General features: G+C 72.3%; 26 protein-coding genes. 10 read left to right on the forward strand and 16 right to left on the reverse strand.

Annotated features, from left to right (window positions below; translation table 11 throughout):
- The first annotated feature begins 19 nt into the window (after positions 1-19).
- Complete coding sequence (locus ABD811_RS08360; protein ID WP_344943343.1) at positions 20-973, forward strand: helix-turn-helix transcriptional regulator; 954 nt, start codon at positions 20-22, stop codon at positions 971-973.
- A gap of 60 nt (positions 974-1,033) precedes the next feature.
- A complete protein-coding gene (locus ABD811_RS08365; RefSeq protein WP_344943346.1) occupies positions 1,034-1,510 on the forward strand; it encodes an HIT family protein in 477 nt (158 codons plus the stop codon).
- A gap of 269 nt (positions 1,511-1,779) precedes the next feature.
- On the opposite strand, the gene ABD811_RS08370 is transcribed toward ABD811_RS08365, so the two are convergent.
- A complete protein-coding gene (locus ABD811_RS08370; RefSeq protein ID WP_344943348.1) occupies positions 1,780-2,178 on the reverse strand; it encodes an NUDIX hydrolase in 399 nt (132 codons plus the stop codon).
- A 195-nt stretch (positions 2,179-2,373) separates the two neighbouring features.
- Here ABD811_RS08370 and ABD811_RS08375 point away from each other — a divergent pair, with 195 nt between their 5' ends.
- The 3 genes from ABD811_RS08375 to ABD811_RS08385 all read left to right on the forward strand — a co-directional run bounded on the left by ABD811_RS08375 (position 2,374) and on the right by ABD811_RS08385 (position 5,686).
- The gene (locus ABD811_RS08375) at positions 2,374-3,861 is read left to right on the forward strand and encodes an alpha/beta fold hydrolase (RefSeq protein ID WP_425549382.1); all 1,488 of its coding nucleotides are present in this window, start codon (positions 2,374-2,376) and stop codon (positions 3,859-3,861) included.
- Between the two features lie 84 nt (positions 3,862-3,945).
- A complete protein-coding gene (locus tag ABD811_RS08380) occupies positions 3,946-5,151 on the forward strand; it encodes a DUF6745 domain-containing protein (protein WP_344943355.1) in 1,206 nt (401 codons plus the stop codon).
- A gap of 55 nt (positions 5,152-5,206) precedes the next feature.
- Entirely contained in the window at positions 5,207-5,686 is a 480-nt protein-coding gene (locus tag ABD811_RS08385) for a hypothetical protein (protein ID WP_344943358.1), read from the forward strand.
- 7 nt (positions 5,687-5,693) lie between these two features.
- On the opposite strand, the gene ABD811_RS08390 is transcribed toward ABD811_RS08385, so the two are convergent.
- The 10 genes from ABD811_RS08390 to ABD811_RS08435 form a co-directional block, all read right to left on the reverse strand.
- Positions 5,694-6,782 (reverse strand): glycosyltransferase, encoded by a 1,089-nt coding sequence (locus ABD811_RS08390; protein ID WP_344943361.1) that lies wholly within the window; start codon positions 6,780-6,782, stop codon positions 5,694-5,696.
- Positions 6,779-7,519, reverse strand: a complete 741-nt coding sequence (locus tag ABD811_RS08395; protein WP_344943364.1) for a DUF2334 domain-containing protein — start codon at positions 7,517-7,519, stop codon at positions 6,779-6,781. Before ABD811_RS08395 ends, ABD811_RS08390 begins: the two co-directional genes overlap by 4 nt.
- The gene (locus ABD811_RS08400; RefSeq protein ID WP_344943367.1) at positions 7,519-8,700 is read right to left on the reverse strand and encodes a glycosyltransferase family 4 protein; all 1,182 of its coding nucleotides are present in this window, start codon (positions 8,698-8,700) and stop codon (positions 7,519-7,521) included. Before ABD811_RS08400 ends, ABD811_RS08395 begins: the two co-directional genes overlap by 1 nt.
- Positions 8,701-9,480: 780 nt before the next feature.
- On the reverse strand, positions 9,481-10,017 hold the full coding sequence (locus ABD811_RS08405) for a phenolic acid decarboxylase (protein WP_344943370.1): 537 nt from the start codon (positions 10,015-10,017) through the stop codon (positions 9,481-9,483).
- 257 nt (positions 10,018-10,274) lie between these two features.
- Positions 10,275-10,427, reverse strand: a complete 153-nt coding sequence (locus tag ABD811_RS08410) for an LPFR motif small protein (protein ID WP_344943372.1) — start codon at positions 10,425-10,427, stop codon at positions 10,275-10,277.
- Between the two features lie 269 nt (positions 10,428-10,696).
- Positions 10,697-12,028, reverse strand: a complete 1,332-nt coding sequence (locus tag ABD811_RS08415) for an MFS transporter (RefSeq protein ID WP_344943375.1) — start codon at positions 12,026-12,028, stop codon at positions 10,697-10,699.
- An 82-nt stretch (positions 12,029-12,110) separates the two neighbouring features.
- On the reverse strand, positions 12,111-13,544 hold the full coding sequence (locus ABD811_RS08420) for an FAD-dependent oxidoreductase (RefSeq protein ID WP_344943378.1): 1,434 nt from the start codon (positions 13,542-13,544) through the stop codon (positions 12,111-12,113).
- Positions 13,541-14,341 carry an SDR family NAD(P)-dependent oxidoreductase gene (locus ABD811_RS08425; protein ID WP_344943381.1) on the reverse strand — a complete coding sequence of 267 codons (801 nt, stop codon included), beginning with the start codon at positions 14,339-14,341 and terminating at the stop codon, positions 13,541-13,543. The genes ABD811_RS08420 and ABD811_RS08425 overlap by 4 nt, the downstream gene beginning before the upstream one ends.
- Positions 14,334-15,146: an SDR family NAD(P)-dependent oxidoreductase gene (locus ABD811_RS08430; RefSeq protein ID WP_344943384.1), complete on the reverse strand. Its 813-nt coding sequence runs from the start codon at positions 15,144-15,146 to the stop codon at positions 14,334-14,336. The genes ABD811_RS08425 and ABD811_RS08430 overlap by 8 nt, the downstream gene beginning before the upstream one ends.
- Positions 15,143-15,643 (reverse strand): nuclear transport factor 2 family protein, encoded by a 501-nt coding sequence (locus tag ABD811_RS08435; RefSeq protein WP_344943387.1) that lies wholly within the window; start codon positions 15,641-15,643, stop codon positions 15,143-15,145. Before ABD811_RS08435 ends, ABD811_RS08430 begins: the two co-directional genes overlap by 4 nt.
- Positions 15,644-15,770: 127 nt before the next feature.
- Here ABD811_RS08435 and ABD811_RS08440 point away from each other — a divergent pair, with 127 nt between their 5' ends.
- Positions 15,771-16,448, forward strand: coding sequence for an IclR family transcriptional regulator (locus ABD811_RS08440; RefSeq protein WP_344943390.1), 678 nt, complete (start codon positions 15,771-15,773; stop codon positions 16,446-16,448).
- Positions 16,449-17,096: 648 nt separating this feature from the next.
- On the opposite strand, the gene ABD811_RS08445 is transcribed toward ABD811_RS08440, so the two are convergent.
- Positions 17,097-18,728 carry a tannase/feruloyl esterase family alpha/beta hydrolase gene (locus ABD811_RS08445; RefSeq protein WP_344943393.1) on the reverse strand — a complete coding sequence of 544 codons (1,632 nt, stop codon included), beginning with the start codon at positions 18,726-18,728 and terminating at the stop codon, positions 17,097-17,099.
- Positions 18,729-19,160: 432 nt separating this feature from the next.
- Here ABD811_RS08445 and ABD811_RS08450 point away from each other — a divergent pair, with 432 nt between their 5' ends.
- Complete coding sequence (locus ABD811_RS08450) at positions 19,161-19,988, forward strand: FAD:protein FMN transferase (protein ID WP_344943396.1); 828 nt, start codon at positions 19,161-19,163, stop codon at positions 19,986-19,988.
- A 6-nt stretch (positions 19,989-19,994) separates the two neighbouring features.
- On the opposite strand, the gene ABD811_RS08455 is transcribed toward ABD811_RS08450, so the two are convergent.
- Complete coding sequence (locus ABD811_RS08455; RefSeq protein ID WP_344943399.1) at positions 19,995-20,819, reverse strand: helix-turn-helix transcriptional regulator; 825 nt, start codon at positions 20,817-20,819, stop codon at positions 19,995-19,997.
- A gap of 109 nt (positions 20,820-20,928) precedes the next feature.
- Between ABD811_RS08455 and ABD811_RS08460 the strand changes: the two genes are divergently transcribed.
- On the forward strand, positions 20,929-21,912 hold the full coding sequence (locus ABD811_RS08460; RefSeq protein WP_344943402.1) for an aldo/keto reductase: 984 nt from the start codon (positions 20,929-20,931) through the stop codon (positions 21,910-21,912).
- 105 nt (positions 21,913-22,017) lie between these two features.
- Here the strand turns inward: ABD811_RS08460 and ABD811_RS08465 are convergent, their stop codons facing one another.
- A complete protein-coding gene (locus ABD811_RS08465; RefSeq protein ID WP_344943404.1) occupies positions 22,018-22,731 on the reverse strand; it encodes a hypothetical protein in 714 nt (237 codons plus the stop codon).
- A gap of 179 nt (positions 22,732-22,910) precedes the next feature.
- Between ABD811_RS08465 and ABD811_RS08470 the strand changes: the two genes are divergently transcribed.
- Positions 22,911-24,419 carry a N,N-dimethylformamidase beta subunit family domain-containing protein gene (locus ABD811_RS08470; protein WP_344943407.1) on the forward strand — a complete coding sequence of 503 codons (1,509 nt, stop codon included), beginning with the start codon at positions 22,911-22,913 and terminating at the stop codon, positions 24,417-24,419.
- Between the two features lie 28 nt (positions 24,420-24,447).
- Here the strand turns inward: ABD811_RS08470 and ABD811_RS08475 are convergent, their stop codons facing one another.
- Positions 24,448-24,945, reverse strand: a complete 498-nt coding sequence (locus ABD811_RS08475) for an FBP domain-containing protein (RefSeq protein ID WP_344943410.1) — start codon at positions 24,943-24,945, stop codon at positions 24,448-24,450.
- Between the two features lie 72 nt (positions 24,946-25,017).
- On the opposite strand from ABD811_RS08475, the gene ABD811_RS08480 reads away from it, so the two are divergent.
- Positions 25,018-25,587 carry a TetR/AcrR family transcriptional regulator gene (locus tag ABD811_RS08480; RefSeq protein WP_344943413.1) on the forward strand — a complete coding sequence of 190 codons (570 nt, stop codon included), beginning with the start codon at positions 25,018-25,020 and terminating at the stop codon, positions 25,585-25,587.
- A 53-nt stretch (positions 25,588-25,640) separates the two neighbouring features.
- Here the strand turns inward: ABD811_RS08480 and ABD811_RS08485 are convergent, their stop codons facing one another.
- A complete protein-coding gene (locus ABD811_RS08485) occupies positions 25,641-26,408 on the reverse strand; it encodes a hypothetical protein (protein WP_344943416.1) in 768 nt (255 codons plus the stop codon).
- Positions 26,409-26,415 lie beyond the last annotated feature (7 nt).

The raw sequence follows: 26,415 nt of genomic DNA on the forward strand, positions 1-26,415 counted from the left end.
GTGCACGACAATGGTCGGCATGCGCGTTCAGGCGGAGCTGGGGGAGTTTCTGCGGTCGCGGCGGGCGCGTGTGCGGCCCGAGGACGCCGGCCTTCCCCTGTACGGGGGGCGTCGTCGAGTGCCCGGCCTGCGCCGTGAGGAACTGGCCCAGCTCGCCGGGGTGAGCGCCGGCTACTACACCCGTCTCGAACAGGGGCAGAGCCCGAACGCCTCTGACGCCGTCCTCGAGGCGGTCGCCCAGGTCCTGCGGCTGGACGAGGCCGAACGCGCTCACCTGTACACGCTGGCCCGGCCCAGGACGCATGCGTGCAGGCACGCGGCCGCGCCCGAGCGGGTGCGGCAGGGCGTCCGCCGAATGATCCTCTCGTTCGGAGACGTGCCGGCCCTGGTCCTGGGACGCTTCACCGACGTGCTCGCGTGGAACCCGATGGCACACGCCCTGCTGGCCGGGCACCTGGACTTCGACGCGCCCGCCGACCCCACCGGTCGTCCCAACATCGCGCGCCTGCTCTTCCTCGACCCGCACATGCGGGCGCTGTACGCCGACTGGCCGCGGAAGGCCCGCTCCACCGTCGCCGATCTGCGCCTGATCGCCGGCCGGTATCCGGACGCCCCGGAACTGGCCGCACTGGTCGGCGAGCTGAGCATGGCGAGCAGGGAGTTCGCGGAACTGTGGTCTGCGCACCCGGTGGCCGACTGCGAGACCGGCCCGCGTGCCTACCGCCATCCGCTGGTGGGCGGCATGATGCTGACGGCCGAGTTCATGACGCTGCCGAACGACGACGGGCAGCGGGTGGCCGTCTTCAACGCCGAGCCCGGATCACCGTCCGAGGCCGCCCTGCGCCTGCTGGCCGGTCTGACCACCACCGCGCCAAGGGTGAGCACTCGGGCGTCTTGTTCGCGCAGCGATGCCGCGATTTCGGGCAAGGAATGCGAACGTTGCCAGGGGGCGTTCTTGCGGTTCGTCAGTTGATCAGAAGCGGTGGCGGTTTTTCTCGGTCGAGCCGATGGGTGCGATCTAATATCGAGGACCGTGACGACATCTGCGGGATGCCTGATATGTGACGAGAATGCGCGCCTCGGTTCACCGCCGCCCCGGGAACACCTGGCGTCCGATCAGCACTGGCGGGTGGCCCACGCGTTCGGCACCGGTCTGCGCGGCTGGCTGGTCCTGGTCCCTCTGCGGCACGTGACCGCCATCGCCGAGCTGACCGACGCCGAAGCCGCAGGTCTGGGGCAGTGGCAGGTGCGGTTGTCCCGGGCCTTGCACGCCGCGACCGGCTGCGCCAAGACCTATGTCGCTCAGTTCGCCGAGGCTGAGGGCTTCTCCCATGTGCATTTCCACATCGTCCCGCGCATGCGGGACTTGGCGACGGAGTTGCGGGGGCCGAAAGTCTTCGCGTTGCTCAACCAGCCCGACGGGCGGGCCCTGAGCGAAAGTCAGCGTGACGAGATCGCCGCCGACATCCGGCGGTATTTGGAGTCGCCGGGGACGATGTCCACGCCGTGAATGGCAGGGCGGACGAAACTGCTGTGACCCCGGCGATCGGCGACGGTGCGCGTCCGCAGGGCGGGAGATGCCTGCTGTTGCTGGTCGGCGGACCGAGGAACTGCCAGTGAGGGACCCGTATCGTTCACCCGCCCTGGGGGGCGATGAGCAGGCCGTCGTGGTGGTGGCCGGGACTTCGCCCGTGCGGTGACGTTGCGGCGCACGTCCCCAGCAGCGTCCTGGCACCGCGACCCGCGGATCCTCGCGTCGCGGGGGGAGCGGGGCGCGGGTCAGTGGAGGGCGCCGGTTTGGTGGAGGTGGGTGAAGATGAGCTGGTTGACGGGGGACACGCGGGTGCGGTCGGCGTAGGTGAGCCAGGCGATCTCGGCGATCTCGCCGCTGGGGGTGAGGGTGCCGTGGTGGTCGGCTGTGTAGCAGGTCATGCGGACGGTGACGTCGCCGGCACGGCCGTGGGCCTGGGCCTCGAAGGTGCCCAGGTGGCGGGCGGTGGCCGGGTCGATGGTGACGGCGAGTTCCTCGTCGATCTCGCGGACGAGGGTGTCGAGGGCGGACTCGCCGGGTTCGGGTTTGCCGCCCGGAAGGTAGTAGACGTCCTTGCCGCGTGAGCGGGCGCCGAGGATCCTGCCGTCGTCGAGGTGGATCCAGGCGACCTTGTCGATGGTCTTCATCGTCACCGATGGTAAGGGGCGGGCCGGGTGGACGGAGGAGCCGGGCCCCGCCGCCGAGAACCGTCCATGGGGATGACCGGAGGATCAATAGGGGTGGGGGCGTCAATGTCAGAAATGGCGGGGCGTGAATAGCTTCGCCGCATGAAGAACATTGGGCGCCGCCATTTGCGGAGGTGCGTCGCAGTCGCCGTCGCCGTGTTGGCGGCGGGGACTGCCGGTGTCGCCGACGCGGACACGGGCGAAGACGAGCTCGGGCGTTTCTACCAGCAGCGTCTGCACTGGAAGAACTGCACGCTGGGCCCGGACGACGAGGTGGGCAGGCAACTGGACGCGGCGGGGGCGCGCTGCGCGGACGTCACCGTGCCGCTGGACTACGCGCGGCCGGAGGGACGCACCATCAAGATCGCGATCTCGCGGTTGCGGGCGAGCGACCCCCGTCACCGGATCGGCACGATGATCCTCAACGGGGGCGGGCCCGGACCGGCGATCGACATGCCGCCGTACATGCGGGACCTGATGAAGGAGGCGGGGCCCCGGTTCGACCTGGTGGGGATGGACCCGCGGTCGATCGGCCGCAGCGCGCCGGTGGACTGCGGCTGGCCGGCCAGTACGTGGATCCGGTCGTCCGGGCTCGACCGGCGTTCGTTCGACCGGGGCGTCGCGTTCGCCCGGGATCTGGCGCGGCGGTGCGCACGCGCGCATCCGGACACGCTGCCGCACATCAGCACCCGCAACATCGCCCGGGACATGGACGTCGTGCGCGGCGCCCTGGGCGAACGGAAGGTCTCCTACAACGGCGGGTCCTATGGCACCTACCTGGGAGCCGTCTACGCCGCGATGTTCCCCGGCCGCCTCGACCGGGTGCTCCTGGACAGCGCCGTGGACCCGGAACGCTGGAGCCCCCGCCTCATCCACGGCACCGAGCCCGCCAACGAGGCGGCACTGCGCGACTGGGCGGGCTGGGCGGCGCGCCGCGACGACACCTACCACCTCGGCGCGACCCAGGACGAGGTGCTCGGCACCGTGCGGCGGATCATCGAGTCCGCGGCCGAACGGCCGCTGCCGATCGTGGGACTGCCCGGGGTGGACGACACGATCGTCCCGGTCACCCTGTTCGACCTGATCGACAGGGACCGGGACGAGGGCCGCGCCGAGTTCACCGACGCGGTCGTCCAGCTGAAGAAGGCCGCCGGCGGCACCCCGGTGGAGGCGACCGGGGCGCTCAAGGACGACCTGGTGTTCCAGCTGAGAGGCGACGAGTCGCGGTACGGCAGCGCGCAGAGCGCGATCATCTGCGGTGACGCGGCGGCGCCGCGCGACCCGCAGGTCTACTGGCGGGACGTGCGCAAGGACCTCAAGCGCCACCCCGTGTTCGGCGGGCTGGGCGCCAACACCAACCCGTGCGCGTTCTGGGCGTGGGCCCCGCGCGAGCCGCTGACCGAGGCGGCGGTCGAACTTCCCGCGCTGCTCGTCGGCGCCACCGGCGACACCCGGACGATCTACCGCGACACCGTCAGCCTGCACGAGGCGCTCAACGGCTCCCGGCTGATCACGTTGAAGGCCAACGTCCACGCGCCCTACCAGTCGGGTTACGGCGACCGCTGCGTCGACGACAAGGTGAACGACTACCTGCTCACCGGCCGGTTGCCCGGCCGCGACGTCGTCTGCGGGACGGGTGACTGACGCCCAAACGTCTTGCGCGGCGCCGGGGCCCGCTGGCACCATCGGGCGCATGATCGAAAGAAAGGCGGGCTCCGCCGCCGCCCTATGACGGGCCGGACCACCCCGCGCGCAACGAAGATCGCCAGCGAGCGGTTGCGCCGGGCCATCGAGATCCGAGACGAGTGGCTGGGGCACGGACTGTCCGTGGACCCGGCCGACAGGGCCGCCGCTGAGGCGGCCATCACCGAGCTGTACCGGCTGGCCGGCCAGCGTCCGCCCCGTTTCGTCTGGGTGGACTCGCCGCGTGCCGGCCTCGCCCGGCTGCCCGACGACCAGCGCCGGCCCCTGCGGCTGCGGGGTGTGTCGGCGCCCCCGCGGGGCGCGGACTGGCCGTTCTTCTCCCGGCTGGCCACCGAGATGTCCGCGCTCCGGAACCTGGGGCGACGGATCGACAGGCTGATGTGGGCCCCCGGCATGGGGTGGACTCCTGCGGCGATGACGCCACAGGAGGCCCTGGAGGCGGGGTGGCCGCTGGCACACGTGCTCGACGAGGTCGTGGAAAAGTCGCTCGGTTACACCCTGCGGGACCAGCTCGCCACTCCGTTGCGCACCGAACTGGACGCCCCGGACATCGCCGGGCGCACCTGGTACGGGCAGCATGACGCGCACTGGATCGCGGACATCGACGTGCGGCTGCGCGTCGGGGCGCTGCGCATGGGGGCCGTCCAGGAGCGGCACCTCGACGTGTGGGCCGCCGTCGCGCGGTCGTGCGGCTGGTGGTGGTCGGGCGAGGACGTGTGCGTGGTGTCCGAACGGCCCGCCACCGTGCGCACCGAGCCGCTGCCCGGCGGTCTCCACGGGCAGCGGCGGCTGCACTGCGAGGACGGCCCGGCCGTACGGTTCCGCGACGGATGGGGCGTGTACTCCTGGCACGGCACGCTCGTCCCGTCCTGGGTCGTCACCGACCCGACCGTCGAGCGCATCCACCGGGAGAACAACGTCGAGGTGCGCCGCAGCGCCATCGAACACATCGGCTGGGACGCCTACATCGAACAGGCCGGGCTGCGCCTGGTCGCCGAGACCGCCGACCCCGGCAATCCGGGCTGTGACCTCCAGCTCTACGACGTGCCCTGGGGCTTCGGCGGGACGACGCGGGTGCTGCTCGCCGTCAACGGCTCGGTCGAACGCGACGGGCACCGCCGCCGGTACGGGCTGGGCGTCCCGGCCGGCATCGACGACCCGGTCGCGGCGGTCGGCTGGTCCTACGGCCTGACGGGGGCGCAGTACGCCCGGCTGGCCCGCCGCACCTGAACCCGACTCCTCACCTCAGGAAGTGATCCGCATGAACTCTGCCATGACTCCTGCCATGACCCATGCCACCACCCTCGCCGACCTGACCCGGCGCACCGGGCTGGACGTCCTCGACCATCTGGAGCGGGAGGTGACGATCCCGGTCATCGACGGGCTGCAGGCCCAGGGGGACCTGATCGTCGTTCCGCTGGCGATGCTGCCGCAGGTGACGATCCGGGCGGCCGCCGAGTGGCGGTGGGTGCCCGAGGCCGGGGTGGAAATCGTCCGCGGCGTGGCGGGCGGCAACCCGCACACGCTCGTCGCCGACCCCCGCACCTGCCAGTGGACCACCCAGCTCACCGACGGTGACCGCCTCGCCGTCGGCGCGTTGCGGGCGACCGCACCGGCGTACCTGATCCATCCCGAGCACGGCGGCAGCGGCATCGCGCCGGGCACCTACGTGATCCGCCGGCAGCGCGAGCGGCGGGGGCCCGGCGCCGACACCGTGCGCGGCGTCGGCTTCGCACCGGCCCGGGACGTGTTCGTGGCCGACTGACCGGGCTTCACCACGGGCCGGTGAGGACGTCCAGCATGCCGGTGACGGTGGCTGACCACGGGTAGGACTCGGCGCGGGCACGGGCCGCCTTGCGACGCTGGTCGGAGGGCAGGCGCGCCAGCTCCAGGACGGCGTCGGCGAAGGCCGCGGGCGTGGACGCGGCCGTGACACCGGCGCCCGGGGCCAGCAGCTCGTGCGCGGCGCCCCTGTCGGCCGCCACCACGGGCGTGCCGCAGGCAAGGGATTCCAGCACGGCCAACCCGAAGGATTCCACTGGGCAGGGGGCGAGCGACACGTCCGCCTGGGCAAGCAGGCGCGCGACGTCGGCTCGCCCCCGCACCTGCCCATGGAACGTGACCGGCAGCCCCCGGCGCGTCGCGTATTCACGCAGCGCGGCGTACATCGGGCCGCTGCCCACCACGTCGAGATGGACGTGGACGCCCCGGCGCCGCAACTCGGCCAACGCCCGCAACGAGACGTCCGGTCGTTTCTCCTTGGAGAGACGGCCGAGATGCACCAGCCGTAGGGAGCCGCCGGGCGTCGCCCCGGCAGGGCGGAACGTCTCCAGGTCGACGCCCAGCGGCACGCGGTGCAGGCGGGACGCCCCCACCCGGGCGAACTCCGCCGCCGCGTACGCGGAGGTGACCACCACGGCGTCGAACGCGGTCGCCAGGTGGCGGTTCCACCGGTCCGTCAGCGTTTCCAAGGGGAACCAGGCGGGGATACGGGCGCGCAGGATCGTGTCCAAGCGTTCGTGGGAGAACAGCACGGTACGGACGTCGTTGCGTCGCGCCCACCGCGCCGCCACGGTGAGCGTCGCCTTGTCGGACACCTCGATGACGTCCGGACGCAGGGTGCCCAGCACGCGCAGCACCGGACGCGGATCCAGGACGAGCCGGTACCCGGGGGCGACCGACGGCCCCGGCACCGTGACGACCAGCCCCGCCTCCGTCTCCCGCCGCGTGTACGTACGGCCCGGGACGACGAGCGCACGCTCGTGCCCCGCCGCGACGTACCCGCTCCCCAACATGTCGACGGCCGTGCGCAGGCCACCGGACACCGGGCTGTAGAGGTTGGCCAGTTGCACGACCCTCACGCGGTCACCAACGTCTCGTAGGTGACGGCACGGCCACCTGCGGCGAGTGCGGTGTCGATGGCGTCGAGTGCGGCCTCCCGTAGGCCCGGCCTGGACAGGTCCGCCGGATGCAGGGCGATGCGGAACGGCATGCGTACCCGGGCGAAGGCACGTGCGGCCCTCGTCATCAGGTGCGCACCGGCCTGCTCGCCCGCCCCGCCGGGGCGATGGGACAGCGCGGGCATGCGCCGTGAGGGCCCGCCCGGGAGGCAGTGCACGCCCAGCTGGCTCGTCCAGTAGGTGAACCCCAGGGCGGCCAGTGCGCGCCGCGTGCCAGGGGAGGCCAGCCAACCGGGCGGGGTGAACCCGACCACTCCGATGTCGGCGTCGGTGAGGATGTCCAGCCCCGTACGCAGCCGGGCACGCGCCTGTGCCTCTGACAGTGACCAGAACTCGCCCGCGCCTCTGGCCAGCACCCGGTTCACCGTTCGACGCCAAGGCGGCCCTCCGGGCACGTCCCGGTGTTCCAGTCCATGCAGGGACAGCTCGTGTCCGTGCACGGCCGCCTTGTGCAGGAACCGCACCAGGTCTGGCGCGTCCGGTAGGGCGGGGCCGCCGCCGTAGGAGCCCGGTATGACGAGCACGGTGGACGGCACGCCGCGCTCGTCCAGGTCGTCCAGCCACTGCTGGACGGCCTCCGCCGTCACGGGCGCCGCGTCGTGTACCGAGACGACGAAGGGGAACGTGGACTCGCCCATCACACGGCGTCCTCTGTCTGCCGCGCCCTGGCGTCCTGACGGCCCGGTGGCGTGTCGGGGGCGGCGATTCCCGCGATCTCGCGGTAGTGGCGGATCAGCTCGTCGCACACCGACTCCCAGTCGCGTCCCCGCACGGACTCCACGGCACGCTCGCTCATCCAGTGCCGCAACGTGGCGTGCTCCACCAGAGCGGACACCGAAGCGCGCAACTGCCCCGCGTCTCCGGGTGCGTACAGGAGCCCGTTGACACCGGGCCGGACGAGATCGACGGGACCGCCCGACGCGGGCGCCACCACCGGCACACCCGACGCCAGCGCCTCCTGGATCGCCTGGCAGAACGTCTCGTCCGCACCGGTGTGGACGAACACGTCCAGGGAGGCGACCAGCTCCGACAGTTCCGCCCCGGTGCGGAAACCGGTGAACGTGGCGTCGGGCAGCAGGCGCTCCAGGCGTTCGCGTTCGGGACCGTCCCCGACGACCACCAGTCTCATTCCGGGCAGGTCGGCGATCCGTGCCAGGAGAGCGGGGCGTTTCTCCATCGCCAGGCGTCCCACGTACCCGACGACGACCTCGCCGTCTGGGGCGAGCCGGGCGCGCAGTTGCGGCGACCGGTGGCCGGGGTGGAAACGGCGCCGGTCCACGCCCCGTCCCCAGAACGCCAGCCGCGGCACCCCACGGCGCTCCAGTTCGGCCAGCACCGGAGTGGACGGCGCGAGCGTACGGTCGGCCCGGCGGTGCAGGCGGCGCAGCCACCACCAGATGAGCGGATCGGCGCCGCGCACCCCGTAGCAGCGGGCGAACCCGGCGACGTCGGTCTGGAACACCGCGACGGCCGGGATGCCGAGGCGGCGCGCGGCGGCCAGCCCGGACAGGCCCAGCACCAGCGGCGAGGCGAGATGGACCACGTCGGGCCGGAAATCGCGCAGGGCGACGGTGACGCGGCGGGTGGGCAACCCCACGTGGAACGACCGGTAGAACGGCAGGGACACGCCGTGCACCAGCTCGACCGGCACCCCGCCGGGGCCGCTCGGCCCGAGCCCCACGGCGTCCCCGGGACCGCCCGGCGCGATCACGAGAACGTCATGGCCGCGGGCGGTGAGCTGCTCGACGACACGGACGACCGAGTTGGCCACCCCGTCGACCCGGGGCGGGAACGACTCCGTCACGATGGCGACCTTCACGGCGGAGAGGGTGTCCACCGCGCCCGACGCCGCGGTCGCCGTCCGACACCGGCAAGGCGAACATCACGGAAACGGCGGGGACCAGCGTCAGGCGCGGCTGCGTCCCACGTAGATGTCGCGGGCCCAGTACTCGCGCCACGCGCCCGGATTCAAGCCCAACGCAGGCCGGCTACTCCGCCCCGCTCACGACGTGTCCCGTCCCTTACCAGAACACGCCGCACAGGGCACTTCGACCATCACTTTCGCCGGTCGTTCGGACCCCAAACTGATCACCACGCCCCGTCCCAAACAGAACGGGCACCCCGGCAGAGCATCCGCCCCTACCTGCCCCCAGACAGGCGACGGCGGCCCCGGCGGATGCTCCTCCGCAGGCTCATTGTCGTCCCCGACATATCCGGCCCCGCAGCAGAACTCGCACTGCATCACCAGTGCACCGATACGCGCCTCACCCGTTCCCCCGCAGTCAGGACATTCGAGCCTGTCTGTCATGACCTCAAGTCTGCCCGGTCCCATTGCAGCGCGAACAGGTCCGCTCCTCTTGCTCCTCACTGCCGTTCTTGCTGACCAGAACCTTGCCCTTGCCGTTGCAGAGCGCGCAGTCCACCGGCTTACCGTGCTTCCCCATGGCAACCTCCGCGCCGAGTTTCCATCCGGACGGGCCCTCCGAGGAACACGCATGGCGGTAAGGAGCAGCTCGCGCCGGCGCACCAAGCGCCTACCGCCACCAGTCACCCACGCTCATGCGGTTCCCAGCCATGCACCCGCCCTGGCGGGACCCGGTCAGTTCGTGCGGGCGGGGAAATCGGCGGGCAGGTCGGCGGGGGCGGTGGAGATGACCGTCTCGTCGTTCTCGCCGACCCGCTCGAAGAGGCTGATCTTCGCGAACTCCGGAACGACGTGGATCGGGTAGGTGGGGCCGGCGTCCCTCAGGGCGTGCATCTCGTCCAGGTGGTCGTTCTGGAACGGCACGGTCTGCTCGGGGTGCTCCATCACCCAGTGCGGAAAGAAGATCACGCCGTGCAGGCGGCGGCTGCGCGGAAGGACGTTGACGCTGACGGAGGTTCCGGTGGGCTCGGTCCAGGAGACCTTGTAGCTGTCCTCGTCAAGCTGGACCAGGTCGACCTGTTGGTCCTTGACCCAACGGCCGCCCACCATCCCGCTGTGGATCCGGTAGTCGATGACCGTGGCGTTCTTGACGTACATCTCGTACTGCCAGCCGTTGGCGTACGTGTAGATGAAACGGTGTCCCACGATGCCGGACAGATCCTGCGGCGGGACCGGATCGGAGACCGTGCCTGCCTCCCCGTGCCTGGTCATGGCGGTGTCCCCCGTGTTTGCGCGGCTGCTCTGTGCGCGGCCCTACCCGGAACCGCTTCAGGCGAACCGGGACTCTCGGGACACCGGCTCACCGAGCACCGTGGCTGCGGCGGGGCGTCGGGGGTCACCGCAGGCCAGTGGCCGGGGGCTTCGCGGGTGCCCCCGGCCACTGGCGGGTTCTCGGCCGATCACCGGCCGGGACATGTCAGGCTGTGTCGCGTCGCGTGCGGCCCGCGCGGCGAACGCGGGCCGGGACGTCAGGCCGCCCTCCGCCGGGTGCTCCGGCGGCCCGCCGAGGCCGGACGCCCCCGTGAGGGCGTCAGCAGCCGCGCGATGACCCTGAACGGCAGCGTGATGACGTTGATGACCGTGGCGATGATGGCCTGAAGTGCGGCACTGATGCGTCGCATCTGTCCTTTTCCTTCCTTGGGGTCTGGCTTTACCCCTACCCGAAGGGTGAGTTCTACACATGCGATCGCCATGCGGGCCCGGGCGCATCGAGCCCTGTCCACGGTCAGGCGAGAGCCGGCATTGCCGGGACGCCGTCAGCTTTGAGCGTTGCTCGGGCTGGGCGGAAAGTGCGGAGGGCGTCGTCGCTCGCGCCCGGTCGGTGCGGGCGGCGACGCCCTGTCGCTGGATGGGTGCGGTTATGGGCTGCGGGGCCGGAGCGGGGCGGCGGTCACGTTCGCTCGTTCACCGGCCGGCTCCCGGAGGCCGTTCGGGGGACGCGCAGGAACGTCAGCATGACGGCGCAGATCAGCAGGCAGGCGATCGGGAAGTAGAGGCCGATCGTGACGTTGTCCGTGGTGGCGTTCTTGCCGATCACGTACGGGCCGAAGAACCCGCCGAGCGCCGCGATGGAGTTGATGGCCGCGAGCCCGACCGCGGTGTGCTCGCGGGACAGCAGCCGGGCCGCCATCGCCCAGTACGGCGCCATGTAGCCGAGCACCCCGATCGCGACCATCGACAGGCAGGTCAGGGCCAGCACCGGGGAGTGCCGGAACTGGATCGTCCCGAACAGGCCCAGCGCGGCCAGCAGCATCAGCGCGATGACGTGCCCGCGCCGTTCCCCCGTCCGGTCGGAGTTGCGCGCCACCAGCAGCATGCCGACGGCGCCGACCAGGAACGGGATCGCGCCGAGGAAGCCGATGTTGGTCGCCGAGTACGACGGGTCCATCTGCTTGACGATCTGCGGCAGGAAGAAGGTGAACCCGTACAGCCCGCAGGCGGCGAAGAAGTTGGCCACCGCCAGGTAGAGCACCTTCGGGTCGCGGACGACGCGCAGCTCCTCCAGCGGCCCGGTCTTGCCCTCGGGGACGTACTCCTTGGCGATCTCGTCGTCCAGCCACTTCTTCTCGGCGGGGCTGAGGAAGCGGGCGCGGGACGGCACGTCCGGCAGGTAGAACAGCACGATCACGCCCAGGACCACCGCGGGCAGGCCCTGCAGGATGAACACCCAGCGCCAGCTGCTCATGTCGAACCAGTGCACGTGGTCCAGGATCAGGCCGCCGGTGAGGCTGCCGAGGATCATCGCGATCGGCTGGGCCAGGGCGAGCGCGGCGATCGCCCGGCCCCGCTCCCCGGAGCGGAACCACAGCGTCATGTAGAGCAGCAGGCCCGGGAACAGTCCCGCCTCGGCGACGCCCAGCAGGATCCGGGCGATGTAGAGCTGGGTGACGTCGTGCACGAACCCGGTCACGACGGTGACCAGACCCCAGCTGATCGCGATGCGGGCCAGCCACAGCCGGGCGCCGACCCGCTTCATGATCATGTTGCTGGGGATCTCGAACACCACGTACGCCAGGAAGAAGATCGCCGCCGCGGTGCCGAAGACGGCCGCCGTGATGGCCAGCTCGTGCTCCATGCCGAGCTGGGCGTAGCTGATGTTGGCACGGTCCATGTAGTTGAACACGTACAGCAGCCCGACGATCGGCAGGATGCGTGCCGACACCCGGCGGACGGTGCGCGCGCCGACGTCGGCGTCGGCGGGGGCGGTGGTCGGATGGGCCATGGTTCGTTCTCCTCGAACTCTCGGGGTGGGAGCCCGTGTCGGATCCGCCGGGGCGGGCGGCGGTGGAAGCGGGGGAGTCGTGCTACGCGGAGGCCGCGGCGGCGGACGCTCCGGCGGTCCGGGCGGCGTCGAGGCCCGCGATGCGGCCCATCGTCAGCGCGTTGGCGACGGCGTTGCCGCCGCCGACGTAGCGCGGGCCCAGCACGCCCGCGCCCGCCTCGCCCGCCGCGTACAGGCCGGGGACGACGTCGCCGCGGACGTCCAGGACCTGGGCGGACGCGTTGATCTCCAGTCCGGCGTGGGTGCACACCAGCTCGGCGGGCAGCGTGCGGACGGCGTAGAACGGCGGCTCGCCGATCGGGTCGAGCGGGCCGTCGGCGCCCTTGGCCGCCAGCGTGCGGTGCCGCAGGAAGTCGGCGTCGCGGCCGTGGGGCAGCTGGGCGTTCCACCGCTCGACGGTCGCGACCAGGGCGTCGGCCGGGACGCCGATCGTCTCGGCCAGCTCCGGCAGGGTGGCGGCGCGCGCGGTGCGGTCCGCCTCCGCCTCGGCCAGCACGTGCTCCGGCGTCCAGTGCGCGTACCCGGGCGGCAGGCCGCGCCGGGCCCGCTCGTCGAAGATCGCCCACACCGGGCCGTCCTGGGCCTCGATGATCCCGCCCGAGACGGCGTAGGAGGCGTCCTCGTCCATGAACCGGCGGCCGTGCCCGTTGACGTACACCCGTGAGCGCGGCGGGAAGCCGGACTGCCAGTGGTGCAGCCGCTGGAAGTAGGCGGTCGGCAGCATCAGCCCCCACTCGTGGCCGGTCACCGCCGCGCCGACCTGCTCGCCGAACCGCAGGTGGTCGCCGCGGCTGCCGGGCGCCGCCACCACGAACAGCGCGTCGCCGGCGCGTCCCGCGGACGGGTAGTAGCGGTCCAGCAGCTCGGGGTCGCGCGCGAAACCGCCGCTGGCCACCACCACCGCGCCCGCCCGCACCTCCACGTCGTCGGCCACCGCTCCGACGACCCGGCCGTCCTCGTGCAGCAGGCGGTCCACGCGCGTGCCGAGAACGATCTCGACGCCGCCCGTCCGGCACGCCCTGGCCAGCACCTGGACGAGCCCGAGCCCCTGGTCCTTGGGGACGTGCCCGCGCCAGACGTCCTCGACCCCGGCCTGGCACAGCCCCGGCATGTGCGCGTTGTGCGACACGACGGCCGGGATCTCCACGCCCAGCCCGAGCAGCCATTCCAGCGTCGGCCCGGCCTGCTCGCAGAACGCCCTGACCAGCCCCGGCTTCAGCATCCACTGGTTGAGGTCCATGTAGTGCTGGAAGAAGCGCTCGGGCGAGTCGTCGACGCCGAGCGCGGCCTGCACGCTGGTCCCCGCGGCGGTGAACATCCCGGCCGACAGCTGCGTGGAGCCGCCGAGTTCCAGCTCGGACTCCAGCAGCAGCACCGACGCGCCGCTCTCGGCGGCCGAGGCCGCCGCGGCGAGCCCCGCGCCGCCGCCCCCGATGACGATCACATCCCAGTTCATGCCCGGGCACCTCCCGACTCGGCGACGATGCGGTGATAGAGACCGTTGGACGTCAGGCCGCCGTCCACCGTGACCTCGCTGCCGGTCAGGTAGGTGGAACGGTCCGACAGCAGGTGCAGCACGACGTCGGTGACCTCCTCGGGACGGGCCGTCCGCCCCGCGGGGACGCTGGCGACGGCGGAGGCGACGAACGCGTCCGCGCCGTCCAGCAGCGGCGTGTCGACCAGCCCGGGGTGGACGGAGTTGACGCGGATGCCCCACTTGGCGAAGGCTCCGGCCGCCGACTTCGACAGCCCGGTCAGGCCCCATTTGCTGGAGGAGTACGCGGGCGAGAAGTAGCCGATCTGCCCGGCGATGGACGAGATGTTGACGATCGAGCCCCCGCCCGAGTCGCGCATCAGCCCCGCCACGGCCTTCATCCCGTAGAACGGGCCGAACAGGTTGACCCGCATGACCCGCTCCCACACCTCGTCGGAGGTGTCGAGGAACTCCAGCCGCCGCGAGATCCCGGCGTTGTTGACTAGGCCGCCCAGCTCGCCGCGCGCGTCGCGGATCTCCGCCACGACCCGCGCCCACGCGCCGGGGTCGGCGACGTCCAGCGTGTGGCCGCTCGCCGAACCGCCCTCCGCGCGGATCCGCGCGACGACCGGAGCGGTGTCGGCCACGTCGGCGACGCACACGTGCACGCCCCGCGCCGCCAGCGCCCGGGCGTGCCCGGCGCCCATGCCGCCCGCCGCGCCGGTGACCAGCACGACCGCCGGGTAGCGCACGGTCTCGGTGGACGAGGCGTCAGACATGACGGGAGCCGCCGTCCACCGCGAGGCTGTGACCGGTCACGTAGCGGGCGCTGTCGGACAGCAGGAACAGCAGCGGCCCGACGACCTCCTCGGGGGAGCCCAGCCGGTGCAGCGGGACCGAGTCCAGCGCGTGCCGCAGCGCGGCCGGGTCCTCCTTCACCCAGCGGGTCATGTCGGTGTCGATGTAGCCCGGCGCGATCGCGTTGACACGGATGCCCTTGTCGCCGAACTCCACGGCCAGGGACTCGGTCAGGTGCGCCACCGCCGCCTTGGACGCGCAGTACGCGGCGCGGCCCCGCCGCACCCGCACCGCCGACACCGACGACATGTTGACGATCGCGCCGCCGGGGGACATGTGCCGCGCCGCGGCCTGCGCGCCGTACAGGACGCCCTCGACGTTGACCGACAGCGTCGCGCCGATCTGCTCGGACGGGATCTCCTCGGCCACCGCGTACGGGAAGACGCCCGCGTTGTTGACCCAGAAGTCCAGGCGGCCGAAACGTTCCACGGCCAGCCGGGCCACGGTCTCGTGGTCCTCGGGCCTGGTCACGTCGATCCGCGCGGCGACGACCCGGCCGGGCTCCGGCTCCCCGGCGATCTCCTTGCCGATCAGCTCGGCGGTCGCCGCCATCGCCGCCTCGTCGATGTCGGCGCCGACGACGTGCACCCCGCGCGCCGCGAGCCCGGCGGCGAACCGCGCCCCCATCCCGCGGGCGGCGCCGGTGATCACGGCCACCTTGCCCGGGAACTCGGGGTACCGCGCGGTCATCGGGGCGGTCTGGACCCGGCCTACCGGCTCGGTCATGCGTTCTCCTCGTGCTCGTCGTGCTGTCGCCGGCCGGGACCGCCGCGCGGTGCGTCGCCCGCGTCGTCGGGTGGGGCGTCGTCGCGGTGGACGGTACGGCGCCGGACCAGCCAGCGGCCGCCGGCACGCACCAGGTCGTCGGTGACGACGGTCATCCGCTCCAGCCGGGACGGGCCGCCCGCCGGGGTGCTGACGATCTGCAGGTAGGCGCGGACCCTGGCGCGGTGGTCGTCGGCCGACTCGACCCACAGGTTCGTGAGGACATGGCGGGTCACCAGTCCCGCGGCGCGGGCGGAGGCGTGGAAGCGTTCGGCGAAGGCCGTCAGCTCCCGCGCGCCGGCCGCCGGCTCCGGATAGGACGGCGAGCGGAACTCGCCGTCGGCGGTGAACGTCGCCGCCCACTCCGCCGCCCTGCCCTCGTCGATCAGATGGCTCTGCGCCCCGTACAGCCGCTGGATGCCCAGCAGCGTGTCGGTGGCGATGTCATCCGGCGACATACCCTGACCCTCCCGGCCGCCCCTGGTGTCGCGGCGCCCCGTCCGGTAATGTGTGCGATTATCGCACGCGTTGTGCGATGTGCGGACACGGTAAGTGACCCCCTTCACAGCCGTCAAGAGGAGTGCCATGTCAGCGGTCGATTCCGGGATGTCCAAGACGCTGCACAACGGGCTGCAGATCCTGGAACTGCTCGCCGACCATCCCCGCGGGCTGACCCTCACCGAGATCGCCGAGGCCGTCGGCGTCCACCGCACCGTGGCGCACCGGCTCGTCCGGACCCTGGAGGCCCACCACCTGTGCCGCCGCGACCGGTTCAAGCGCATCTCGCTCGGCGCCGGCCTGGTCCGCCTGGCCGAGCCGGTCGAGCAGGACCTGCGCACCCTCGCCCGGCCCGTGCTGGAGGAGTTGACCGACGCCACCGGCGCGACCGCCCACCTGGTCGTGCGGGAGAGCGACGACCGGGTGCGGATGCTGATGATCGTGGAACCGCGCCGTGCCCGGATGCACGTCGCGTTCCGTCCCGGCCAGGTCGACCCGATCGACCGCGGCTCGGCCGGGCTGGCGATCCTCGCCGCGCGCCCGCCCGTCCCCGGCGAACGCGAGGAGGTCGCCCTGGCCCGCCGCCGCGGCTTCGCCGTCTCCTACGGCGAGATCGCCGCGTCCATCATCGGGATCTCCGCCGTCGTCCCCGGCGCCAACCCGCAGACCAGCATCGGCCTGTCCCTGTTCGAGGCCCCCGACGAGGACGCCGTGGGCCGCCTGGTAGCCGACACCGCCACCCGCCTGGGCACCCTCCTACACTGACCGCCCCCACCCACGTCCCGTTTTGGAGGCGGGACGCGGTCGCGCTCAGGAAGCGGACCCGCAGGCGCCACGGGATGTCTCCAAGCACGCTGTCGGCGATGATCTTGTCGGGCAGCGTGCATGAACCGAACCGGTGATCAGGAACGGAGACGCAGGTCGCGATAGGTGCGTCGGCCATCCGCGCCTATCAGAGCCGAGTCTTGTCGATCTTGCGCGTTACGTTGGCTTTCGGCTTCGTGGCGTCCGCATCGGGGGCGCTGCTAGGCCGGATGCGCCGTAATGCCCTCCGGCATGGCGTGCCGTGAATCAGCATCGAAAGGCATGTTGCCGTGCAGAGGGACTGATTCGTCGTTTCGGCTAGATAAGTGTGTCAGCGTGAATGTCGTCACCCAGTGCGAATTCCGGTCGACCGAGGCGCCGGCGGCGCCGTGCATGGCGCCGCCGGTTGTCCGCGCGTATGCTTCTTCGTCGGCTTTTTGCCCGTGGTAAGTGCTGCTGATGAGGATGGGCAAAGCCGCGGAGAGCGCGAGAGGCGACGTGCGTTCGTGCTCGCGATCGCCGGTGCGGGTTGCGGCTCACGCGGCGCGGGTTCCTTGGCGGTCACGGCGGTGGTCGGCCGCATGGCAGCCGTGCAGGCCATGCTGCCGGTCACGTGCCTTGGCCTGGGGCTTTGGGGAATGAGTCGCCGCAGCGGAAGCTCTGCGGACGGTCCGGATCGCCGCCCTGGTAGACCTGCACCTGCGGGTACGGGCACAGTGCCCGCTCGCGGACCACCGCACCGGCGCTGTCGGTGCGCGCGGCCGGCAGCGTCTGCGGCGCGATGCCGCGCTCGACCCACGCGACCAGGGCACCGAACGGGTCCGTGGGCACGGGGCCGGTGCCTCCGCCGCAGTGGTCGACACCCGGCGCCAGGAACAGCCGGAAGAAGTCGGCCGTCCGCTCGCCGGAGACCTGTTCGACCTCCTTGTAGTAGTGCACGGACTGGTCGGCGGGGAACGCCCCGTCGGCGAGCCCGTGCCACATCAGCAGCTTGCCGCCCCGGTTCGCGAACGGCAGCAGTACCGGATCCGAGCCGGACAGGATGTCCAGCCGGCTCCGGAACATGGGGCCGAAGACGTTGATCAGTTCGTCGGTGCTCGACGTCCGCCAGTCGTAGGCCGGGTCGTGCTTGAGGAAGTTGCGGATCGGCCAGCCGTCGTAGGCGCCGAAGGTCGCACCGGTCAGGTCGGTGCCCGGCGTGTAGCCGTACCACATGAACCGTCCGGCCGCGGTCCGCGGACCCTGGAAGATCCTGGTCGCCACCTCGGCCTCACGTGCGGTGATCTTGCCGCAGGGCAACGACCGGCCGACCTGCCCGGCCAGCGTCCTGCGGTAGTCGCAGGCCGCCGGATTGCCGACGAGCCCGTCGACCACTCCGTCCGCACCGTCGCACGCCCGGACGACGGCCTTGGACATGGCCTCCATCTTGCATGTCGGGATGAAGCCGCCGAACGCGTCGTTCTGCAGGAACCCCGGCCAGGACATCGTCATGTTGAGCCGTTCGGCCCCGTAGATGGCCGGCGCCGCAGCCAGCACCCCGTCGAAGTCGTCGGGGAACCGCTGGGTCATCTCAACCCCCTGGCGGCCCCCGTTCGAGCAGCCGTTCCAATACGAGAACCGGGCCGGCTTCCCGTAGTGCCGCCGCACGACGTCCTTCGCGAGGACGGCGTTCTCGTGCACGCTGCGGTAGGACCAGTTCTCGAACAACTGCCAGTTGAACTCGCCGTCGGTCAGGAAGATGTCGGACCGCGGGTTCTGCACGGACAGGCCCGCGTCGCTGGCGGTGACCGCGTAGCCGGCCTGGAGCGCGGCGACCATCGACGGCGCGCCGTAGGTCGCCTTCGTGCCGCCGCCGCCGACGGCCTGGAGCCGGCCGTTCCAGTCCTTCGGCAGCCAGACCCAGACGTGCACGTCGTCGGCCGGCAGGCCCCGCGTCCCCTCACGGCCGTGGGTCAGCGCGATCTCGACCTCGCAGAACACGCGGCCGGGCACGGACGTCCCGGACGGCGGGGTGATCTGGGCCTGCCCCCCGCGGGTGAGCGCGGTGCGCACACCGGTGATCCGCGCGCCGGGCAGTCGCAGTGGCTTGAAGCGTTCCGCACGGCAATCCGGCCCGCCCGCCGATGGGGCCCGCACCAGCGGGCTGACCAGGTGGACCGCCGGCTGGAGCCCGCCGACCGCCACGGCCACCGCCGCCGCCATCGCCGGTACGGACGCGCGCCGCCTTCTCCGCTTGATCATCTGAGCACTCCTGATAACCATAGCTATCATGCACATGGATTGCTCGAGAAGTGAAACCCGGCGCGGCGGGCCGTGTCAATGCCTGAGCGATGGTCAGGGAAGACGGCGGGTCCGCCGTGACCCGGCCGCTCATCGTGGCGCCGCGTCGAGAACCTGGCCGACGTGCGAGCACCCCGCCGCCCGCTTGAAGGGCGGGCGCGGCGATCGGTCCGGTTAGCTCGGTCGTGATGGCGGCGGTCAGGTGCGTGCGCCGGGTGTCCGCCAGATGAAGATCGCAGGTGGCGGCCGGGTTGCGTGTTGCCGCCGTTTCGGCGGGGGAGATGTCGCGGTCGGTTTTCTCAGGTCGGCTGAGGCCGGCATTAAGCGCCCTTTCATGACCGGTGGCGATCCTGTATGAGGATGGCGACCGGGGGACGACAAAAAGGGGGCGTTATGCCGCGGAAATGGAGTGACGGGGACGGATCGGTCACGTTGGTCGTCGGCGAGCCGAGCCTGCTGGTGCCCGCGCGGGAGGCGGCGCTGCGGGTGCTGGACGCGGTCGACGCCGCGTGCGGCCCCCACCGGCCCGGCTCCGAGCTGGCCAGGGTGAACGACGCGCGCGGCAGGACGGTGCACGTCACCTCGCTGTTCCTGGAGATCCTGCTGGCGGCGCGGCGCGTGGCCGAGCTGACCGGCGGCCTGGTGGACCCGACCCGCACGGGCGGCTGGCGTGCCATCCGCGTCGACCGGCAGGCTCACACGGTCCGGATGCCCGGCGGCGTCACGCTGGACCTGGACAGGGTCGCCAGGGCGTTCGCCGCCGACCGCGCCGCCCGGGCCGCCGCCGCGACCGGCGCGGGAGTGCTGGTCGCCCTCGGGGACGACATCGCCATGGCGGGGCCCGCCCCGGACGGCGGCTGGCAGGTTCGGGTGCCCGACCGGCCGGGCGCCGCGTCGCCGGGGCAGGACGTCACCGTCGTCGGCGGCGGGCTGTCGACCTGCGGTCCGCCGGCGACGCCCACCCGGACCCTGCCGAACGGCGTCACCGTCGCGCACATCGGCGGGCCCGCGCGGCGCCGCCCGTGGCGCACCGTGTCGGTCGCCGCCGCCACCTGCGTGGACGCGAACGCCGCCGCGGCCGCGGCGCTCGCCCGCGGCGTGGACGCCGCCCGCTGGCTGACCGCGGTCGGCCTGCCCGCCCGTCTGGTGCACGCCGACCGCTGGGTGCTGCCCGTGGCGGGCTGGCCCGCCGAGCACACCGACGTCAAGGTCGCCGGCTGACGGGCCTCAGCGCATCGCGACCCGCTCGGCCAGCTCGTCCAGCGCGGCCTCGGACGGACTGCCCGCCGCGGCGGTGTAGGTGACGAGTTGCTGGTCGACGGTGCCCGGCAGCAGCATGCCGACGTAGTCCAGGGACAGCCGTCCGAGCTGCGGATGCTGGAACTCCTTGCGTCCGATGCTCGGTCCCTTCACGTCCTGCCGGTCCCACCAGCGGCGGAACTCCGGGCTGCGCTCGGTCAGCTCCTCGACGAGGGCGCGGGTGGCGGCGTTGCCGGGGTCCAGGCCCGTCGCGGCGCGCAACTGGGCGATGCCGTGCCGTGCCATCAGCTCCCACTCGACGTAGAACGAGCGTGCCCGCGGGTCGCAGAACGCGAACCAGATCAGGTTGCGCCGGGGCATCGCGGCGAAGTCGGTGACCAGCGCGGCGGACATGGCGTTCCAGGCCAGCACGTCGAGACGGCCGTTGAGCACGTACGCCGGGACGCGGTCGAGCCGCTCCAGCAGCCGCAGGACGCCCGGGTCGACCCGTTCGTCCTCGTGCCGGCGCAGCGGGGCGGGCTCGGACCTCGCCAGCCGGTAGAGGTGGTCGCGTTCGTCGGGATTCAGCAGCAGCGCCCGCGCCAGCGCGTCCAGCACCGACGGCGAGGGACGCACCGACCGGCCCTGCTCCAGGCGCATGTAGTAGTCCGGGCTGATGCCCGCCAGCTGGGCGACCTCGGCGCGGCGCAGTCCGGGCGCCCTCCTGCGGCCGCCGGCGGGCAGGCCCACGGTCTCCGGGCGGATCCGGTCACGCCGCGAGCGCAGGAACTCGGCCATCTCACGCGTCGGCATGCCGTCCAGGCTAGTCCTGCCGGTACTGGTCTCCGGTGGACACTGGCTGGCCGGACGCCCGGCGGCGAGGCTGGAGACACCGGACGACGCAGAGAGAGGTGAATCCGGCGTGCGCTATCGCACCCTGGGAGAACGAGGCCCGAAGGTGTCGGTCATCGGCTTCGGGGCCATGACGCTGGCCCCGGGCATCTACGCGGACGTGACCGAGGACCAGGCCGCCGCGACGCTGGCCGCCGCCGTGGACGCGGGCGTCACGTTCATCGACACCGCCGACATCTACGGCGACGGGCACAGCGAGCGCCTCATCGGACGGGTGCTCGCCGGCCGCCGTGACGAGATCGTGCTCGCCACCAAGTTCGGCGGGAACCAGGACGAGCGGGGCGTCCTGGTGCGCGGCCTGGGCCGTCCCGGCCACGTCCGCACGGCCCTGGAGGCCAGCCTGACCCGGCTCGGCACCGACCACGTCGACCTGTACTACCTGCACCGGCTGGACCCCACGACGCCGATCGAGGACACCGTGGGCGCGCTGGCCGAGCAGGTCGCGGCCGGGAAGATCGGGCACATCGGCCTGTCGGAGGTGTCGGCGCGCACGCTGCGCCGTGCGCACGCGGTGCACCCGATCACCGCCGTGCAGACCGAGTACTCGCTGTTCAGCCGGGACCCGGAGGACGAGATCCTGGCGGCCTGCGCCGAACTGGGCGTCGGCTTCGTCGCCTACAGCCCGCTGGGGCGCGGGCTGATCGGCGGCGCGGTCCGCTCGGCCGCCGACTTCGGCGGCGCCGACTGGCGGCGCGGCAATCCGCGTTTCCAGGGCGGCAACCTCGGCCGCAACGTGTCCCTCGCCGACGCGGTCGCGACCCTGGCCGACCAGTACGGCGTCACGTCCGCCCAGCTCGCGCTGGCCTGGCTGCTGCGCCGGGGCGCCTTCCCGATCCCGGGCACGCGCCGCGTCGCCAACGTGCGGGCCAACGCGGCCGCCGCCGATCTGGACCTGCCCGACGCGGTGTTCGAGCGTCTGGAGATCCTCGTGCCTCGCGGCGCCGTCGCGGGAGCGCAGGCGGACGAGACGTACATGGCCAACATCGACCGCTGACGTTCGCGGGGCGCGGCCGTGGTGGCACCGGACGCCGTGCCGTTCGCGATCGGGGCCCGTCCGCGCTCCGCGGGCGGGCCCCTGGTCCACCGCGGCCCGAGTCGTTCAGCCGCCCGGCGTCGACAGCGACTGCTCGATCTCCAGGAGCAGTTCGAGCGTCGGCTCGTCGTCGGTCCGCTCGAAGGCCGCGTGCACGGCGCGCAGTGCCGGGCCTTCGGTGAACCACGCGATGGCCTGGCGATGCGGCCGGCCGCCGGTGTCCCAGTGCGCGTTGCGCAACCGCACCCACTTGCCGCGCCGCCGGATCAGTCCCTCGGTGGCGAAGTCGCGCAGATGCCGGATGGCCGCGCCGGTGTCGAGCCGCTCCCACTCGTCCAGGTAGGGGGTGACGTCGCAGACGGCCAGGGACAGCGCGCACAACGCCGTACCGGCGTCCGGATGGGCCGGGTGGCGCGTCAACGTCCGCGACCAGAACGCGGCCAGGAAACGTTCGAGGGCCTCACGCTGCGGCCACTGCCCCCACGGGACCATGCCGAGCTTGCCGAAGACGATCTCCACGCTGGGCCAGCCGAAGGCGTCGTCGGCGGCCAGTTCGAGCAGTCGGGGCGCGAAGTAGCGGAAATCCTCGTCCGTCCCCCAGGTGGTCATCGCCTTGGCGGCGTACCTGCCCAGATCGTCGACGCCGAGCTCCCGCAACGGCCGTGCGAGCAGCGCCCTGTCCTCGTCCGGCTCGACGCAACACGGACACCCCGCCACGACCCTCGGCCGTGGCACGTCCTCGAAGGCCGCGTACAGACCCTCAACCGCTCGCTCATCCATCCCGCCCCATGATCCGCCCCCGAGCGGACACCGCGCCAAGCGGCTTTGCTCTCGGCTCCGGCGCTTTCTCCGATGAGACGGGCGGTTTGATCAGGTTTGGCCGGTGCTTTGGCTTCTAGCCCGGCGATGAGGGGATTGGCGCGATAAGGGCGAAAAGGGCGAACTGTCGTGGGGGTGTCGTGGCGGGGGGCATTCGGCGGCCGGTCGCGGCGGCGCTTGTTCCGCTGATCGTGGTGGTGACCGGGGCGTGCACGCCGTCCGGCGAACGAGCCGACCCCCGGGGAGCGCTCGGGACGAGCGCGGACGCCGAGAACGGCAGGACGGGAACGGCGGACTGGCGGGTGCGGCGCAAGGGGGCCGAGCACGAGATCGAGGGCTACGCCGACCACGTGAGCGTGCTGCCGGGCGAGTCCTTCCGGCTGTTCGTCTCCACCACCACGCCCGGCTTCACCGCCGAGGCGTTCCGCATGGGCTGGTACGGCGGTGCGCAGGCGCGCAGGGTGTGGCGGTCCGGTCGCAACCCGGGCGTGCGGCAGGCGCCCGCCCAGGTCGACGCGACCACGCGGACGGTGACGGCGCCGTGGCGGCCGTCGCTGACCGTCTCCACCGCCGGATGGCCCGAGGGCAGCTACCTGATCAGGCTGACGGCCGTCTCGGGCGCGCAACGGTACGTGCCGGTGACCGTCCGGTCGCCCGCCGCCCGGGGACGCGTCGTCGTGCTGAACGCGACCACGACCTGGCAGGCCTACAACATGTGGGGCGGCCACGATCTCTACAAGGGGCCGTCCGGCGGGATGGCCGACCGGGCCACCGCCGTCAGCTTCGACCGGCCCTACGACGGCAACGGCGCGGGCAAGTTCATGGCCTACGAACAGCCCGCCATCGCCCTGGCCGAGAAGCTGGGCGTGCCCCTGGCGTACGCGACCGACAACGACCTGCACGCCGACCCCCGCCTGCTGGACGGGGCGCGCGGCCTGCTCACCCTCGGGCACGACGAGTACTGGTCGTCCGCCATGCGTCGCCACGCCACGCAGGCCCGCGACCGGGGCGTCAACATCGCCTTCCTCGGCGCCAACGCCGTCAACCGGCACATCCGGTTCGCCCCGACGCGGCTGGGCGCCGACCGCCTGGTGGTCTGCTACAAGGACGCCGCGGCCGATCCGGTGTCGCGCACCGACCCGGCCGAGTCAACCCAGGACTGGCGGCTGCCGCCGATGCCGCGCCCGGAAAGCGACATCATCGGCATCCAGTACGTCTGCTTCCCGGCCGAGGGGCCCTTCACCGTGCACCGCCCCGACTTCTGGCTGTTCCGCGGCACCGGCGTCCGCGCGGGCACGCGCTTCCCCGGCGTCATCGGCCCGGAGGCGGACGCGGTGAACCGCGACGGGCCCACACCGGCCACGTTGGAGATCGTCGCGCATTCCCGGATCACCTGCGGCGATCGTCCGGCCGTCGCGCACGCCTCGTACTACACCGCCGGAAGAGGCGCGGGCGTGTTCGCCACCGGCACGATGCGCTGGGTCTGCGCCATGCGCGGCCCCGCCTGCGGACACGGGATCACCGAGGAGGGGCGCCGGTTCGTCACCCGGGTCACCGAGACGCTCGTCCGCGCGATGGCCGCCGGACCGCTGGCCCTCGCGCACCCGGCCCGGCCCAACTACAGGACCTTCGTCCAGGCCGCGCCATGAGCACCCGGCGAAAGACCGCTGCGAGTGATCACCGGACCACCTTCTCGATGAACGCGTCCAGGTTGGCCTGGACGCGTGCCAACTTCTCGTCCAGGGTGAGCGACTCGCTGAGCCCCCCGCGCGCGACGGACTCCTTCTTGCCGCGGACGTAGAGCGAGCAGTCGAGATCGCCGCACAGGTACTGCCCGACCGAGTTGCCCTGGCGGCCGGCGTCGCCGGTGCGGCGCGCCGTCATCAGCGCCACCCCGCCGGCGGTACGCGTGGTCAGGCACACCGAGCACATGCTGCGCGAGGTGAAGCCGCGCGACGAGCTGGAGGTTACGCGCAGGGAGATCCCCAGGAGGCGGCCGTTCCGCGGGGCGACCAGGTAGGCGCGTTCGGGTGCGCCCGGATCTCGCCACCCCAGGAAGTCAAGGTCGTCCCAGGGCAGGTCGGCGAAGTCCTTGGGCAGGCCCAGGCGCTTGGCCTCCCCCTTGGAGCAGTTGACGAACGACGTGCGGATGTCGTGTTCGGTGAGTGGTTCCATGGGCGGCGAGGCTAGTTTGCCTAATAGACTTAGGCAAACGATTTAATTCCATAGGAAGGCGGGATGGGGCCTATGGCACGTGCCGGGGTGACCGTGGAGCGCCTGGCTCGCGCGGGGGCGGACCTGGCCGACGAGGTCGGCTTCGAGAACGTGACCGTCGCGGCGCTGGCGCGCCGGTTCGGCGTCAAGGAGGCCAGCCTCTACTCGCACATCAAGAACGCCCACGACCTGCGGACACAGGTGGCGCTGCTGGCGTTGGCCGAGCTCGCCGACCTGGTCGCCGCCGCGCTGGCGGGACGTGCGGGCAAGGACGCGCTGGTGGCCTTCGCCGGCGCGTACCGCGACTACGCCAAACGGCATCCGGGCAGGTACGCCGCGGCGCAGATGAAGCTGGACCCCGAGACCGCGGCCAGGAGCGCGGCGGGACGGCACGCGCAGATGACGCGGGCGATCCTGCGCGGCTACGGGCTGTCAGAGCCCGACCAGACCGACGCGGTACGGATGCTGGGCGGCATGTTCCACGGCTATGTCAGCCTGGAGACCGCGGGCGGGTTCCGGCACCACGCACGGGACGTGGAGGCCTCCTGGTCCAGGATCCTGGACGCCCTCGACAGCGTGCTCCGCAACTGGCCGCCGGCCTGACGGCGAGGAACACCGCGGCACCGGCCGGGCCCGGAGGCGCCCACGGTGGACGGTCAGGACGTGGACGTGTCACCGACGCGCCGGGCCGCGTCGGTGGCCTGGCGCAGGGCGGACTCGATCTCCGAGGCGTCCTCGGCCAGCTCCTCGATCCGTTCGGCCGCCAGCTCGTGCGCGACGGTGCGGGCGTGGAGTTCCTCGTAGGCCTCGTTGCGCCGTTCCAGTTCGAGGATCTCCGCGCTGTTGTCGGGCGGCGGCAGCGTCCGGCGCCGCTGCCTCCGGTAGACGGCGTCGGCCGCCGCCGTACGCGCGGCGTACTCCTCCAGGGCCTCGATCCGCTCGGTCACCGCCGCCACGGAACGGCGCAGGGCGTCGCGCTGCGGGGCGAACCGGGACTTCTCCAGCGGTGTCAGACCGGACGCGCGGAGCCGCCGCTGTTCCTCCCGCATCCGGGAGTGGGTCATGAGCGTCTGGGCGATCTCCCACTCCTCGGCGGGAAGGGTGAGTGCGTTGTCCATGCCGTCGAGCAGCCCGGCCTTGTTCACCTCGGACTCCAGCACCGTGTCGATCGCCTCCTGCGCCCTGCACAGCAGGATCTTCGCGTCCGGATCGAGGTCGGCCGCCACGATGTAGCGGCCGTGGAGCCTGCGGACGAGACGGACGACGGGACCGCCGGTCAGCACGTGCAACCGGCCGGGCATGGGGCTCGTGGCCGGTGTCAGCAGGTCCTGGTTCTCGCGCAGCGCCCGCCGGTCCTCGGCGGGGACGGCCGGGTCGACGGCCACCCGCGGATGCGCCGAGTCGGGCAGATGCGACAGGGACATACGGCAA

Source organism: Actinomadura miaoliensis (genome assembly GCF_039536785.1).
In the GTDB taxonomy this organism is placed as follows: domain Bacteria; phylum Actinomycetota; class Actinomycetes; order Streptosporangiales; family Streptosporangiaceae; genus Spirillospora; species Spirillospora miaoliensis.